The organism is Rhodococcus aetherivorans (assembly GCF_011058165.1).
In the GTDB taxonomy this organism is placed as follows: Bacteria; Actinomycetota; Actinomycetes; order Mycobacteriales; family Mycobacteriaceae; genus Rhodococcus; species Rhodococcus aetherivorans.
On the sequence record NZ_JAALEG010000004.1, the window covers coordinates 74,879 to 89,106 of the forward strand.

General features: G+C 72.2%; 15 protein-coding genes. 12 read left to right on the forward strand and 3 right to left on the reverse strand.

The features are described from left to right. Positions 1 to 45: 45 nt before the first annotated feature. Positions 46 to 1,050: a sugar-binding transcriptional regulator gene (locus G6039_RS02850; RefSeq protein WP_043799213.1), complete on the reverse strand. Its 1,005-nt coding sequence runs from the start codon at positions 1,048 to 1,050 to the stop codon at positions 46 to 48. A gap of 116 nt (positions 1,051 to 1,166) precedes the next feature. On the opposite strand from G6039_RS02850, the gene G6039_RS02855 reads away from it, so the two are divergent. Genes G6039_RS02855 through xylB form a run of 4 tightly spaced genes read left to right on the forward strand, consistent with a single transcriptional unit; the run spans position 1,167 to position 5,996 of the window. Beyond that, positions 1,167 to 2,183 carry an NAD(P)-dependent alcohol dehydrogenase gene (locus G6039_RS02855; RefSeq protein WP_043799216.1) on the forward strand — a complete coding sequence of 339 codons (1,017 nt, stop codon included), beginning with the start codon at positions 1,167 to 1,169 and terminating at the stop codon, positions 2,181 to 2,183. An 11-nt stretch (positions 2,184 to 2,194) separates the two neighbouring features. Continuing rightward, positions 2,195 to 3,667 (forward strand): mannitol dehydrogenase family protein, encoded by a 1,473-nt coding sequence (locus G6039_RS02860; protein WP_043799217.1) that lies wholly within the window; start codon positions 2,195 to 2,197, stop codon positions 3,665 to 3,667. Beyond that, a complete protein-coding gene (locus G6039_RS02865) occupies positions 3,664 to 4,590 on the forward strand; it encodes a carbohydrate kinase family protein (protein ID WP_043799219.1) in 927 nt (308 codons plus the stop codon). Before G6039_RS02860 ends, G6039_RS02865 begins: the two co-directional genes overlap by 4 nt. Continuing rightward, positions 4,587 to 5,996, forward strand: coding sequence for a xylulokinase (gene xylB, locus G6039_RS02870; RefSeq protein ID WP_043799288.1), 1,410 nt, complete (start codon positions 4,587 to 4,589; stop codon positions 5,994 to 5,996). Before G6039_RS02865 ends, xylB begins: the two co-directional genes overlap by 4 nt. A gap of 14 nt (positions 5,997 to 6,010) precedes the next feature. On the opposite strand, the gene G6039_RS02875 is transcribed toward xylB, so the two are convergent. After that, positions 6,011 to 6,184, reverse strand: a complete 174-nt coding sequence (locus G6039_RS02875) for a hypothetical protein (RefSeq protein WP_006933860.1) — start codon at positions 6,182 to 6,184, stop codon at positions 6,011 to 6,013. Positions 6,185 to 6,423: 239 nt separating this feature from the next. On the opposite strand from G6039_RS02875, the gene G6039_RS02880 reads away from it, so the two are divergent. Beyond that, on the forward strand, positions 6,424 to 6,894 hold the full coding sequence (locus tag G6039_RS02880) for a VOC family protein (protein ID WP_043799220.1): 471 nt from the start codon (positions 6,424 to 6,426) through the stop codon (positions 6,892 to 6,894). Between the two features lie 57 nt (positions 6,895 to 6,951). After that, the gene (locus G6039_RS02885) at positions 6,952 to 8,268 is read left to right on the forward strand and encodes an MFS transporter (RefSeq protein WP_006933865.1); all 1,317 of its coding nucleotides are present in this window, start codon (positions 6,952 to 6,954) and stop codon (positions 8,266 to 8,268) included. A gap of 3 nt (positions 8,269 to 8,271) precedes the next feature. On the opposite strand, the gene G6039_RS02890 is transcribed toward G6039_RS02885, so the two are convergent. After that, entirely contained in the window at positions 8,272 to 8,916 is a 645-nt protein-coding gene (locus tag G6039_RS02890; RefSeq protein ID WP_043799222.1) for a LysE family translocator, read from the reverse strand. A 95-nt stretch (positions 8,917 to 9,011) separates the two neighbouring features. Between G6039_RS02890 and G6039_RS02895 the strand changes: the two genes are divergently transcribed. From G6039_RS02895 to G6039_RS02920, 6 genes are all read left to right on the forward strand, one after another. Then, on the forward strand, positions 9,012 to 9,902 hold the full coding sequence (locus G6039_RS02895; protein WP_043799223.1) for a LysR family transcriptional regulator: 891 nt from the start codon (positions 9,012 to 9,014) through the stop codon (positions 9,900 to 9,902). Positions 9,903 to 10,115: 213 nt separating this feature from the next. Further along, positions 10,116 to 10,943: an IclR family transcriptional regulator gene (locus G6039_RS02900; protein ID WP_029542304.1), complete on the forward strand. Its 828-nt coding sequence runs from the start codon at positions 10,116 to 10,118 to the stop codon at positions 10,941 to 10,943. A 45-nt stretch (positions 10,944 to 10,988) separates the two neighbouring features. Beyond that, a complete protein-coding gene (locus tag G6039_RS02905; RefSeq protein WP_006933873.1) occupies positions 10,989 to 11,783 on the forward strand; it encodes a 2-keto-4-pentenoate hydratase in 795 nt (264 codons plus the stop codon). Then, on the forward strand, positions 11,780 to 12,568 hold the full coding sequence (locus tag G6039_RS02910) for a 2-keto-4-pentenoate hydratase (RefSeq protein ID WP_006933875.1): 789 nt from the start codon (positions 11,780 to 11,782) through the stop codon (positions 12,566 to 12,568). The genes G6039_RS02905 and G6039_RS02910 overlap by 4 nt, the downstream gene beginning before the upstream one ends. Positions 12,569 to 12,570: 2 nt before the next feature. Next, positions 12,571 to 12,768 carry a tautomerase family protein gene (locus G6039_RS02915; protein WP_006933877.1) on the forward strand — a complete coding sequence of 66 codons (198 nt, stop codon included), beginning with the start codon at positions 12,571 to 12,573 and terminating at the stop codon, positions 12,766 to 12,768. 131 nt (positions 12,769 to 12,899) lie between these two features. Beyond that, positions 12,900 to 14,165 carry an acyl-CoA dehydrogenase family protein gene (locus G6039_RS02920; protein ID WP_043799225.1) on the forward strand — a complete coding sequence of 422 codons (1,266 nt, stop codon included), beginning with the start codon at positions 12,900 to 12,902 and terminating at the stop codon, positions 14,163 to 14,165. The last annotated feature ends 63 nt before the right edge of the window (positions 14,166 to 14,228 follow it).

The following is a 14,228-nucleotide window of genomic DNA, read 5'->3' on the forward strand; positions in this document are numbered from 1 at the left end:
ATGTGTTCACCGATCGTCGCCTCTTCTTCGGTCTCTCCGGTGGGGTTATCGGTCGAGTAGCCAACGTGCGCACTCGATGTCGCACACGAGCATGGTGGCCAGGCCGCCGCGCAGCGCCCCGAGCGCGGCCTGGTGTTTGGCGGCCCCGCCGGTGACGAGGACCGTGCCGGGGCAGGCGCGGATGTCGTCGAGCGAGACCGACACGGCGCGACGGTCGAGGTCCCCGCCGACGGCCGTGCCGTCGGCGTGGAAGAACCGTCCCGCGATCTCCCCGACCGCGCCGAGGTCGGTGAGGGAGTCGAGCATGGCGGTGTCGAGGTAGCTGCCCTCGAACAGGGTGGTCGACGTGGACACCGCCCCCACGCCGAACATCATCATGTCGGCGCGGCGGCCGATGTCCAGGGTGCGGGAGATCATCGAGTCGGCACGCATGGACGCGACCGTCGCGGGGTCGGCGTACAGGGGAACGGGGAGGCGGACCATCTTGGCCTGCAGCTGTTCCGCACATCGTCCGAGCACGTACTCGGCGCCGGTCTGGTAGTCGGACGCGGTGACGGCGCCGTCGAGCTGGACGATCGTCGCGCAGGTCGCCCCGCCCGGCGGCAGGGCCTGCGCGACGGCCACGGTCTCCGGGCCCCACGTGAATCCGAGGGTGTCCGTCGCGCGGATCCGCCGGCTGATCAGGGCGGCGGCGGCCCGTCCGACGCCCGCGAAGCTGGCGGCCTCGTCGAGCGGGCCGGCCGCGTCCACGCCGTCGCCGACGACGACGGCCTCGAGCAGGCCGAAGCGCTCCTCGAGGGCGCGTTCCTCGTCGGCGTGCAGGTCGTCGCGCAGGTTGGCCGGCACGTTCACCTCGATGCGCACCAGGCCCTGGGTCCGGGCCCGGGCGACGAGGCGTCCCGCGGTCGGCCGGGAGACGCCGAGGCGCGTCGCGACCTCCGCCTGGGTGAGGCCGTCCAGGTAGTACAGCGTCGCCGCGCGCAGCGCCAGGCGTAGCTCCTCCGGCGCGGCGGCGGCCGCGGGCTGGTTCGTCACGTGGGGGACGGTCACGACATCTCCTGGTTCGGAGGAACACCGTGAGCAAATGCTCATGGGTGCGTTCATTTGCTCAGTACGCTAGCATCGGCAATGTGACCCACACAACACCCCCGTCGATCCCGGCCGGCATGCGCGCCGCCGTCCTCGTCGAACCCGGACGGATCGAGATGCGCGAACGGCCGGTCCCCGAACCCGCACCCGGCGACGTGCTCGTCCGGGTCACCTCCGTCGGCGTGTGCGGATCGGACACGCACTACTACCGGGAGGGCCGCATCGGCGAATTCGTCGTCGAGGCCCCGCTCGTCCTCGGCCACGAGGCCGCCGGCACGATCGCCGCGGTCGGCGCCGGCGTCCCCGCCGGCCGGGTCGGGCAGCGCGTGTCCATCGAGCCGCAGCGCCCCGACCCCACCACCGACGAAACCCGGCGCGGGCGCTACAACCTCTGCCCGCACATGCGGTTCTACGCCACCCCACCCGTCGACGGCGCCTTCTGCGACTACGTCACCATCGGGGCGGAATTCGCCCACCCCGTGCCCGACACCGTCTCCGACGACGCCGCCGCCCTCTGTGAACCGCTGTCCGTGGGCATCGCCGCCGTCCGCAAGGCGGGCGTCACCGCCGGATCCCGGGTCCTGGTCACCGGCGCGGGCCCCATCGGGATCGTCACCGCGCAGGTCGCCCGCGCGTTCGGCGCCACCGACATCGTCGTCACCGACCTCGACGCGGACCGGCGCGCGCTGGCCCGGAAGTTCGGGGCGACCGCCACGCTCGACCCGCGCACCGACGACGTCAGCGACCTGCACGTCGACGCCTACATCGACGCCTCCGGCGCCCCCGCCGCGGTCGCCGCCGCGATGCGGGCGGTCCGGCCCGCCGGCACCGTCGTCCTCGTCGGCTCCGGCGCCGAGACGATGAACCTGCCGGTCCAGCTGATCCAGAACCGCGAGCTGGTCCTCACCGGCGTCTTCCGTTACGCCCACACCTGGCCGACGGCGATCGCCCTCGCCGCCACCGGCCGCGTCGACCTCGACGCGATGGTCACCGCCCGCTTCCCGCTCGAGAGGGCGGCCGAAGCACTCGAATCCGACCGGACACCCGGCAACATCAAGACCGTCGTGCGGGTGCACCCCGGCGACGACACGTAAGGAGCCCCGAAGTGGACCTGGGGGAGAACACCCTGAACGCCCTGCCCGTCCCCGGACCGACCTACTCGCGCCGCGACATCGGCGTCGGCATCGTGCATTTCGGGGTCGGCGGATTCCATCGTGCCCATCAGGCGATGTACGTCGACCGGCTGCTCGAACGCGGCGCCCGCAACTGGGGCATCTGCGGCGTCGGCGTCATGCCCGGCGACCGCCGCATGCGCCACGCCCTCGCGTCCCAGGACGGCCTCTACACCCTGATCCTGCGCCACCCGGACGGCAAATGGGAACCGCGGGTGATCGGTTCGATCGTCGACTACCGCTACGCCCCCGACGATCCCGAGGCGGTGATCGAACAGATCGCCGCACCCACCACCCGCATCGTCTCGCTCACCGTCACCGAGGGCGGTTACAACATCCGCCACGACACCGGCGAATTCGACGTCGACGACCCCGCCGTCCGCCGCGACCTCGAGCACCCCGACGCGCCGGCCACCGTCTTCGGCCTGGTCACCGCCGCGCTCGCGCGCCGCCGGGAGCGCGGGCTGCCGTCGCCGACGATCATGTCGTGCGACAACATCGAGGGCAACGGCACCGTCGCCCGGCGTGCCTTCACGTCCTTCGCCGAACTCGTCGACCCCGATCTCGCCGGCTGGATGCGCGAGCACACCCGGTTCCCCAACTCGATGGTCGACCGCATCACCCCCGTCACGACCGACGACATCGCCCCGGAGCTCGACGCCCGCTTCGGCGTCCGCGACCGCTGGCCCGTCGTCGCCGAACCGTTCACCTCGTGGGTGCTCGAGGGCGACTTCTCCTGCGGCCGTCCGGCCTTCGACGAGGCCGGGGTGCAACTCGTCGACGATGTCGCGCCGTACGAGCTGATGAAGCTGCGCCTGCTCAACGCGAGCCACCAGGCGCTGGCCTACTTCGCCCACCTGTGCGGCTACCGCTACGTGCACGAGGCCGCCCAGGACCCCCTGTTCGCGGAGTTCCTGCTCGACTACATGGACACCGAGGCCACCCCCACCCTGCGGCCCGTGCCCGGCATCGACCTCGCGCAGTACAAGCGCACCCTGATCGAGCGCTTCGCCAATCCCGAGATCCGCGACACCGTCGCCCGGCTGTGCGCCGAATCCTCCGACCGCATCCCGAAGTGGCTGCTGCCGGTGGTGCGGGAGAACCTCGCCACGGGCGGATCGGTGCGCCTGGCCGCCGCCGTCGTGGCCGGCTGGGCCCGCTACGCCGAGGGCATCGACGAGGCCGGCGACCCCATCGAGGTCGTCGACCGGCTCGCCGACACCCTCGGGCCCCTCGCCCGCAGCCAGCGCGAGGAGCCGACCGCCTTCCTCGGGAACCGGTCCGTCTTCGGGGATCTCGCCGATCAGCCGCGGTTCGTCGAGGCCTACCTGTGGGCGCTCGGGTCCCTGCACCGCGTCGGGGCCCGCGCCACCCTGCAAGCCCTGCGCAGCAAGGTCGGATCGTGAACGGGCCCGTCCTCGTGATCGGCGAGGCGCTCGTCGACATCGTCCGCCGGGGCGCGGCCGAGCCCGTCGAACACGTCGGCGGCAGCCCGCTCAACGTCGCCGTCGGCCTCGGCCGGCTCGGCCGCGACGTCGAGTTCGTCACCCATATCGGCGACGACGACCGCGGCCGCCGTATCGTCGGCCACCTCGCGGCCTCGAAGGTGCGGCTCGCCGCCGGCAGCAGCACCGCGGCGCGCACCCCGACCGCGACCGCCGTGCTCGACGAGAACGGCTCCGCCACATACGAGTTCGACCTGGAATGGCAACTGCCCGATCCTCGTCCCACGCCCGGTGCCCGGCACGTGCACACCGGATCCATCGCGGCCCTGCTCGAACCCGGCTGCGAGGCCGTCGCCGCGCTGCTCGACCGGCACGTGCCCACCGCGACCGTCAGCTACGACCCGAACGTCCGGCCCGCGCTCGTCGGCGACGACCCGCGCACCCGCGACCGCATCACCCGGTTCGTCGCGGGCGCCGACGTCGTCAAGGCCAGCGACGAAGACCTGCGCTGGTTCGCCCCCGGCCGCGACCCCCGCGACGTCGCGCGGGAGTGGCTCGCGCTCGGGCCGGCACTCGTGGCGGTGACGCTCGGTGCGGGCGGTGCCGTCGCCGTCGCGCGGTCCGGCGCCGTCGAGGTCGCCGCGCACCCGGTCGAGGTCGTCGACACCGTCGGCGCCGGCGACGCGTTCATGGCCGGCCTGCTCGACGCCCTGTGGACCCAGGAGCTGCTCGGCGACCGCGAGGGCCTGCGCGGGATCGGACCGGACGCGCTGCGCACGGCCCTGGACGTCGCCGCGCTCACCGCGGCCCGCACCGTCGCGCGTGCCGGCGCGGACCTGCCCACCCGCGACGAGCGGGACGCCGACCCGAAGGAGCCGTGGTGACGCTCGTCGCCGGGATCGACTCGTCCACCCAGTCCTGCAAGGTGCTCGTCTGCGACGCGCACACCGGCCGCATCGTGCGGCAGGGCCGCGCCCCGCACCCCGGCGGCACCGAGGTCGACCCGCGTGCCTGGGCGGACGCCCTCGACCGCGCCGTCGCCGCCGCCGGCGGGCTCGACGACGTCGCCGCGGTGTCGGTCGGCGGTCAGCAGCACGGGCTGGTGACCCTCGACGAGAGCGGGACGGTGGTGCGCCCGGCGCTGTTGTGGAACGACACCCGCTCGGCCGCGGCCGCCGCCGAGCTCGTCGCCGATCTCGGGGGCGGACAGAAGTGGGCCGACGCCGTCGGCGTCGTCCCGCTCGCCGCGATCACCGTCGCCAAGGCCCGCTGGCTCGCCGACCACGAGCCCGCCCGCGCCGACCGCACCGCGGCGCTGTGCCTGCCGCACGACTGGCTGACCTGGCGGCTGGCCGGAGGATCGGGCATCGGTGCGCTGATCACCGACCGCAGCGACGCCAGCGGCACCGGCTACTACAGCGCCGCCGACGACGCCTATCGCACCGACCTGCTCGAACTGGCGTTGCGCGGCCGGCGGCCCCTGCTGCCCCGGGTGGCCGGACCGGCCGAACAGGTCGGGGAGACGAGCCGGGGTGCCGCGCTGGGACCCGGCGCCGGGGACAACGCCGCCGCCGCCCTCGCCCTCGGTGCGCGCGAGGGCGACGTGATCGTCTCCGTCGGCACGTCGGGCGTGGTCTCGGCGGTCTCGGTCACCCCCACCCGCGACCCCGACGGGCTGGTCGCCGGCTTCGCCGACGCCACCGGCCGCCACCTGCCGCTCGTGTGCACCCTCAACGCGGCGCGGGTCCTCGACGCCACCGCCGCGCTGCTCGGCGTCGACCACGACGAACTGTCACGGCTCGCGTTGTCGGCCCCGTCCGGCGCCGGCGGGCTCGTGATGGTGCCGTACCTCGAGGGCGAGCGCACCCCCAACCGCCCCGGCGCGACCGGCGCGATCCACGGCCTGCGCCTGACGAATTCGACGCGGGAGCACCTGGCGCGCGCGGCCGTGGAGGGGCTGCTGTGCTCGCTCGCGGACGGCCTCGACCACATCACCGCGCAGGGCGTGCCGGTGCGACGGGTGCTGCTCGTCGGTGGCGGCGCCCGTTCCCGCGCGCTGCGCGAGGTCGCGCCCGGCGTGCTCGGGGTCCCGGTCGAGGTGCCCGAGCCGGGCGAGTACGTCGCCGTCGGCGCGGCCCGCCAGGCGGCGTGGGTGCTCGACGGCGGTGCGGAACCACCGCGGTGGCAGGGTGGTGCCGTGCAGCGTTACGAGACCGACCCGATGCCGGCCGTGCGCGCCCGGTACGCGGAGGTCCGCGACCTGACCGAGGACACGATCCGTTGCAGCTGACGCGGGTGGCCGGCTCAGGACAGGCCGAAGGCACTGGCCAGGAAGTCGATCAGCCAGGAGAAGATCTCGACGGACCCGATCACGCTCGAGCCCTCGTCGGTGGTGTCGGCGAGGGCCGTGCCGGGCGCGAGCGCCGACAGGACTGTGGCGCCGAGAACTGCCGTGGTGATGCGAGCCGACGTCCGCATGAGCGTCTCCTTCCGACGGGTATCGAAACCAGTTCATGATCGCCCGGGCGTGCACCGGTTCGCGACCGCGATGAGTTCCGGTTCCGTCTCGGGTCGATATCTGTGACACCGACGGCAGCGACACAGACGGCAGCGACACCGACGTCGGCGACACCGACGTCGGCGACGCCTACGTCTGTGACACCGACGTCTGTGACACCGAGGGCAGTGCCGTCATCCACCCGAGCAAGGAGAAGACGATGCCGAAGATCACCCCGTTCCTGTGGTTCGACACCGAGGCCGAGGACGCGGCCAAGTTCTACACCAGTGTGTTCCCCGACTCCCGCATCCTGGGCACCACCTACTACCAGGACGCCGGCCCCAAGCCGGCCGGCACCGTCATGGCCGTCGACTTCGAACTCGACGGCCAGCGCTACGTCGCGTTCAACGGCGGCCCGGAGTTCTCGTTCTCCGAGGCGGTGTCGCTCCAGATCGACTGCGCCGACCAGGACGAGGTCGACCACTACTGGAACGCCCTCACCGAGGGCGGGGAGGAGAGCCAGTGCGGCTGGCTGAAGGACCGCTTCGGGCTGTCCTGGCAGGTGGTGCCGCGGCGGCTCTACGAGCTGCTCTCCGACACCGACCCCGAGGTGGGACGGCGCATCACCGAGGCGATGTTGCAGATGCGCAAGATCGAGATCGCGCCGCTCGAGGACGCCGCCCGCGGCTGAACCGGCGCGGCGGCCGAGCCCAGCTATCACCGCGGTGGCGGTGATAGCTTTCGGTCGATGACCACGCGCACCGAGCGGCTCGACGAGCTCCCGTTCACCCGCAAACACGGCAGGCTGCTGCTCGGCTCCGGTGTGGGCTGGGCGCTCGACGCCATGGACGTCGGGCTCATCTCGTTCGTGATGGCCGCCCTGGCGGTGCAGTGGGGCCTGAGCACGACCCAGCTGTCGTGGATCGGTTCGATCGGCTTCGTCGGGATGGCCGTCGGCGCCGCGCTCGGCGGCCTGCTCGCCGACCGGATCGGCCGGCGCCAGGTGTTCGCGGTGACACTGCTGGTGTACGGCCTGGCCACCGGTGCCGCCGCGCTCGCCGGCTCCGTCGCGGTGCTGATCGTGCTGCGGTTCGTCGTCGGTTTGGGTCTCGGGGCCGAACTTCCGGTGGCGTCGACCCTCGTCAGTGAATACGCGCCGCGCCGGCAGCGCGGCCGCATGGTGGTGGCGCTCGAGGCGTTCTGGGCGGCCGGGTGGATCCTCGCCGCCCTCATCGGCTACTTCGTGATCCCGCTCGGCGACGACGGCTGGCGCTGGGCGTTGGCCGTGGGGATCGTCCCCACCCTGTACGCGGTGGTCGTGCGGTTCGGCCTGCCCGAATCCGTCCGGTACCTCGAGAGCCGTGGCCGCTACGGCGAGGCCGAGACGGCCGTCCGGTCCTTCGAGACGTCCGCCGGCGTCGACGCGCCCCCGGACCAGGAGGAGACGTCGCGCCCGGTGCGCACCGACCCGGCGGCGGCCGAGTCGATCTGGTCGTCGCGGCTGCGGCGCCGGACCGTCGCCCTGTGGACGGTGTGGTTCGGCATCAACCTCTCGTACTACGGGGCCTTCATCTGGCTGCCCAGTCTGCTGGTCACCCAGGGCTTCGATTTGGTGAAGTCCTTCCAGTACACGCTGATCATCACGCTCGCGCAGTTGCCGGGGTACGCGGTCGCCGCGTGGCTGATCGAGGTGTGGGGGCGGCGCGCCACCCTGGCGAGTTTCCTCGTCGGCTCGGCGGCGGCCGCGGGGCTGTTCGGCCTCGCCGACACCCCCACCCGGATCGTCGCCGCCGGAATGGCGTTGTCGTTCTTCAACCTCGGCGCGTGGGGCGCGCTGTACGCGATCGGTCCGGAACTGTATCCGACGTCGGTGCGGGCCGCCGGGACCGGTGCGGCGGCCGCGTTCGGGCGCATCGCGTCGATCCTGGCGCCGCTGCTGGTGCCCGGGCTGCTCACGGCCGGCGGCAACCCGCTCGTCTTCGGGGTGTTCGCGGCGGCGTTCGCCGTCGCCGCCGTCGCCGCCTACACGCTGCCGGAACGCAAGGGGCAGGTGCTCGAGGCCTGAGCCCTACGCCCGTGCGGGCGGCGCCTGGCTGCAGGCCGTCGCCACGGCGAAGGCCCCGAGGGCCGTGCCGGTGACGAGGCGCTGCGCCCGCACGGCCCGCGGGTGCGTTGCCACGCGGCGCGCGACGGCTGCCGCGCCGAGCACGATCAACCCGTTCACCGTCAGCGCCACCCCGATCTGGACCGCGCCGAGCACGAGTAATTGCCGCCACTCGGGACCGGCGGCGGGCGAGACGAACTGGGGCAGCAGCGCCGCATACATCAGGGCGATCTTCGGGTTGAGCACGTTCGTCGCGAGGCCCATGCCGAACAGTCGCGCCGCCGAGTGCTCGGTCGCAGGGGCCGGGGCGAAGAGTGCACCGCCGCCGGGACGCAGGATGCCCCATGCGAGATACGCGAGATAGCCCGCGCCGGCGAACCGCAGGAGATCGTGGGCGACGGGGACCGCGGCGAACAGGGCGGAGAGCCCGGCCGCAGTGGCGAGCAGGTAGCAGAGGAACCCGGCGCCGACACCCGCGAGGGACACCAGGCCGGCCCGGCGGCCCTGCGCCAGCGACCGGGAGGTCAGGTACATCATGTTCGGGCCGGGCGTGAGGACCATGCCCAGCGCGACCACGGCCACCCCGGCCGCAGCGGAGGCAGAAACCACGGGAACCCCTTCCGTTCGGGACAGGATCGAGAGTGCCGCGCGGAAACGTGCACGTCCATCACGGCTTTGTGCAGGGTTCTGTGTAATGTTGCTACATGTTCGACGTCGACGGGCTCGTGGCCCTGCGTGCGCTGCGTGACCACGGCACGGTCACCGAGGCCGCGAGCGCCCTCGGCTACACGCCCTCCGCCGTCAGCCAGCGCGTCAAACGGCTCGAGCGACGCCTCGGCGCGGCCCTCACGGCCCCGGCGGGCCGCCGGGTGGTGCTCACCCCCGCCGCCCAGCGCCTCCTCGACGACGCCGAACCCCTTCTCGGGCAGCTGGAATCGGCCTTCTTCCGGGTCTCGGGATCGTCGCGGATCGCCGGCGCGGTCACGGTGGCGGCATTCACGACGGCGATCCGGGCCGGCATCCCCGCGGCGCTGGCCTCGGCCACCATGGGCCGGCCGGATCTGTCCGTCAGGGTCGTCGAGGCCGACCCGGTCGACGCTGCCCTGAGGGTGGCCACCGGGCGGGCCGACGTCGCCGTGCTGCACCACTGGCGGTCGCTGCCGCGGGTGTTGCCCGACACCCTCGTCGCCGAACATGTGCTCGACGACGGCGCCGACGTGATCGTGCGCGCGGACCATCCGCCGGCCCTCGGCGAAACGCTCTCACCGCAACAGCTCTCGTCGTCGGACTGGGTGTCCACCGGCGAGGGGACGCTGTGCCACGAATGGCTGATGTCCATGTTCGCCGGGCACGGCCTGCGCCCCCGGATCACCTGCACGTCGAGTGACTTCGACATCCATCTGGACTTCGTGCGCGCCGGGCTCGCCGCCGCGCTGGTCCCGCGACTGGGCCGCAGGCCGCTGGGACCGGACCTGGTGGCGATACCCGCGCCCGGCGCCGTGCGGGTCGTCAGCGTCGTCCGGCGCGCCGGTCAGGTCGACGACCCGACCCTTGCGCACGTCGTGTCGCACCTGCGCATGTCGTTGGGCGCGTAACCGCCGAGGCCCCGCGAGTGCGCACGTCTCGCGCCGATTTCCGAGGACGCGCGACGGGATGTGCGCACTCGGTGCGCGTGGAGTCATCCTTCTGTGCATTCCCAGCCATGTTCGCCCGCCATCCGGGGACCTAGTGTTCCAGATCACAAGCATCCGGCGGCGGGTGGTGCGCATTCGAGGCCCCCGCCGCGACCCGAAAGGACGGACCTGGACGTGGCGTCACTGCAGACGGTGCAGAGGATCGGACCGGTGCTGGACCTGTTCACGGTGCAGCAACCCGAGTGGGGAGTCTCCGAGGTCGCGGCGGCGATCGACGTTCCCCGATCGAGCGCGCACGCCCTGCTGTCGAGCCTGGTCGACACGGGGCTGCTCCAGTGCCGCGCACGCGGACGCTACCGGCTCGGTTGGCGCGTCGTGGAGCTGGGAGAGACGCTGCGCGGCACCGTCGACGTCCGGTCCTGTGCCGCCCCGGTCCTCGAGCGCCTGGTGGAGAAGTACGGCGAGACAACTCATCTCGCGGTCATGGATCGATGGAACGTCCTCTATGTGGACAAGATTCTCGGCAATCACAACATCACCGTGCAGGGTGCGCGGATCGGGACGCGCCTGGATGCGCATTCCACGGCGGTGGGCAAGGTGCTGCTCGCGCAACTCGAGGAGATCGAGGTGCGCCGGTATCTGGCCATGCGCCCGTTGCGGCGGCTGACACCGTCGACCACCACGAACCCCCAGGCACTTCTGGACGCCCTGGCCGGTGTGCGCTCGGCCGGCTTCGCTGCGGACCTCGGGGAGACGGTCTCGGAGGTGCACTGCGTCGCCGCCCCGGTGCGCGACGACCTGGGTTCCGTCGTGGCGGCCGTGAGCGTGAGCGTGCCCGCGACGCGCTTCGTCCAGCGGCGACCGCAGCTCGAGCGGGCCGTGGTCGGTGCCGCGCACGAGATCACCCGGGCGATCGCCGAAGCCCACGACTGCAGTCCCGTGCTCCTGCGGGACGACCCGGGTGCCGCCGGTTTGACGGCGGCGAGCCCACGCGCCTCCTGACCACGAATCCGACCGCACGAACGAGACAAGCGAAAAAGAGGAGCCATGGACACCGCCGCCCACAAGGCCGCAGACCGACTGCTCGAGGTGTATCGCACGGGGGAACCGATCGATCCGCTCACCCCGGACCATCCCGACGCGTCGATCGAACTCGCCTACCGGATCCAACAGCTGCAGGTCGAGCAGTGGACGCTGGCCGGTGATGTCGTCAAGGGCCACAAGGTGGGCTTGGCCTCCCGCGCGATCCAGCGGCAGATGGGCGTCGATCAACCCGATTTCGGGCACCTGACCGCGAGCATGTTCCACCTCGAGCACCAGCCGATCCCCGCCGGCCGCTTCCTGCAGCCGCGGATCGAGCCCGAGGTGGCGTTCGTGCTCGGCCGGCCGCTGGCCGGTCCGGGCGTCACCGCCGCCGAAGCCGCGCGGGCCGTGGACTTCGTGCTGCCCGCACTCGAGATCGTCGACTCGCGGATCCGGGACTGGAAGATCGGCATCTTCGACACCATCGCGGACAATGCCTCCTCCGGCGGCGTGATCCTGGGGAGCCGGCCGGTCTCCCTCGGCGACGTCGACCTGAGGCTGATCGGATGCACGCTCCACATAGGCGGTGAACTCACGGCGACGGGAGCAGGCGGAGCCGTGCTCGGGTCCCCGCTCAACGCACTGGTGTGGCTGGCCAACACGGTCGGCCCGCTCGGGGTCACCCTCGAACCGGGGCATGTGGTGCTTCCAGGTTCCATGACCAGGGCGTTCCCGGTGGCGGCGGGCGACTCCGTCGTGGCGAACATCAGCGGACTCGGCAGCGTCACCGCCGTGCTCGGAGGAAAGGACGAGAAATGAGCGACCAGTTGTGGAGCGCGGCCCGCGTCGCCGACGTGCTGCTGCGTGCGGAGGACACCGCGACCCCGCAGACGTCGATCCTCGCGGAATGGGACGGACTGGACCTGGGGACCGCGTACGCCGCGCAGGACATCGCGTTGCGCATGCGGCTCGCCCGCGGCGAGCGGCTCACCGGCGTGAAGCTCGGGGTCACGTCGAAGGCGAAGCAACGGCAGGTGGGCGTGGACTCGCCGTCCACCGCGTGGCTCACGGACCGGATGATCCTGCCGATCGGCGAGCCTGTCCCGCGCGAGAAGATGATCCACGCCCGCGCGGAGCCGGAGATCGCGTTCGTCATGGGCCGCAGGCTCGAGGGACCCGGGGTCTCGGCCGCGACCGCGCTGGCCGCGGTGGAGCACGTGGTCGGCGCGATCGAGATCATCGACAGCCGGTTCTCCGGCTACCAGTTCTCGATGATGGACGCCGTCGCGGACAACAACTCGTCCGGACGGTACGTGACCGGTCCGGTCGGCCGTGCGCCGGAGGATCTCGATCTCGCCCTCGAGGCGTGCCTGCTCGAGGTCGACGGCGAGGTGGTGGACTCGGCGACGGGCGCCGCGGTGCACGGACATCCCGCGGAGGCGCTGGCCTTCGCCGCGAACACCCTGGCCGAGCGGGGACTCGCCATCGAGGCAGGGTGGGTGGTGCTCACCGGCGGCATGACCGACGCGGTGCCGGTGCAGCCGGGGGCGCGCATCGCCGCGCACTTCACCACCCTCGGCACCGTCACCGTCGCGGGAGGCTGACGATGCCGTTCATCGACGTGACGATCGCGGAGGGGCGCAGCCCGGACGAGCTCCGGAGGCTGATCCACGAACTGACCCAGGCGGCGCACCGGGCCCTGGACGCGCCGCTGCCCAACATCCGGGTGGTGCTGCGGGAGACGCCGAAGACACACTTCGCGGCGGGTGATGTGACGATCGCCGAGCGTGAGACACGGGCCTGAACGGTCCGGATATCCCGAACTGCGACAACGCCCGCCGGCGACGAAGTCGAGCATCGTGATCGGACCGGATCGGGGCGGGGCCGCGGGATACACAAGGGAGACACCATCCCCTGTATCCCCCGGAGAACCCGATGACGTCGAACCGACAGCGCGCCCTGACCCTGGTTGCCGAGCCCGAGCCCGGCTGCGAACGGGTGGCGGACCGGATGTACCACGACCTGCTGTCGCCACCGGGGGTGCGACAGGTGCGCGACCGCGTCCGGGACTTCGCCACCCGGGCCGTCGCGCCGATCGCCGGCCGGATCGCCGGCGGGGACGAGCGCCTCGACGGGTTCCCGCGGGACGCGTTCGAGGCCATGGCCTCGAACGGTCTGTTCCGCATTCCCTTCACCGCGGACGTCGGTGGCGACGGACTCACGCATCGCGCCACGGCCACCGCGGTGGCCGTCGAGGAACTGGCGTACTACTCCAACAGTGTCGCCGCCATCTACGACGTCCATTGCATCCTCGCCGGCACGGCACTGGACCAGGGCACCGAGGAGCAACGGCACCGATGGCTGCGTCCCGTCGTCGACGGGGAGATCGTCGGGTCGTTCGCGACGAGTGAGCCCGGTGCGTCGAGCGATCTCTCTCCCGAAGCGGTGCAGACCGTCGCGAGCCCGGACGGCGACGGGTGGGTACTCACCGGCCGCAAGCGGTGGATCACCAATTCGGTCGTCGCCGGCGTCGTCGTCGTGCTCGCCCGGACCGGCGACAGCCTCACCACCTTCATCGTTCCCACCAGCGCACCGGGCGTCACCGTCGGCACACCCGACCGCAAACTCGGCAACCGCGGGCAGATCACGGCCGACGTGATCCTCGACCGTGTTCGGCTCGGACCGGAAGCGGTGCTCGGGCGGGTCGGCGGCGGCCTGCGCGTCGCGCTCCGGACACTCACGTACGGCCGCATCGGAATCGGCGCCGCCGGCGTCGGCATGGCGCAGGCCGCCTTCGACCGCACCGTCGCGCATCTGAAGTCGCGGCACGCGTTCGGTGGTTCGCTGGCTTCCAAACAGCACTGGCAGTTCGTGATGGCCGACTACGCGGCGGACCTCGAGGCCGCCCGCAGCCTGTACCTGAAAGCGGCTCTTCGGCTCGACGCCGGGGAGCATTTTCCCGAGCCCGAAGCGGCGATGGCGAAGCTGCGCGGCACCGACCTGGCGGCGCGCATCGCCCGGGATGCCGTGCAGGCGTTCGGCGGACTCGGATTCGTGCAGTCCCTCGGAGCCGACGACACCGAAGGACCGGTCGAGGCGATATACCGGGACAGCAAGATCGGTGAGATCTACGAGGGCGCCAACGAGATCCAGCGATGGGTCCTCGCACGACAGATCTTCGGACGCGATCACACCGGATAACGGAACATTCTCCGCACATCATTCGGAGCGCGGGACGGTCGTCGATCTCCGGCGAGGCAACGG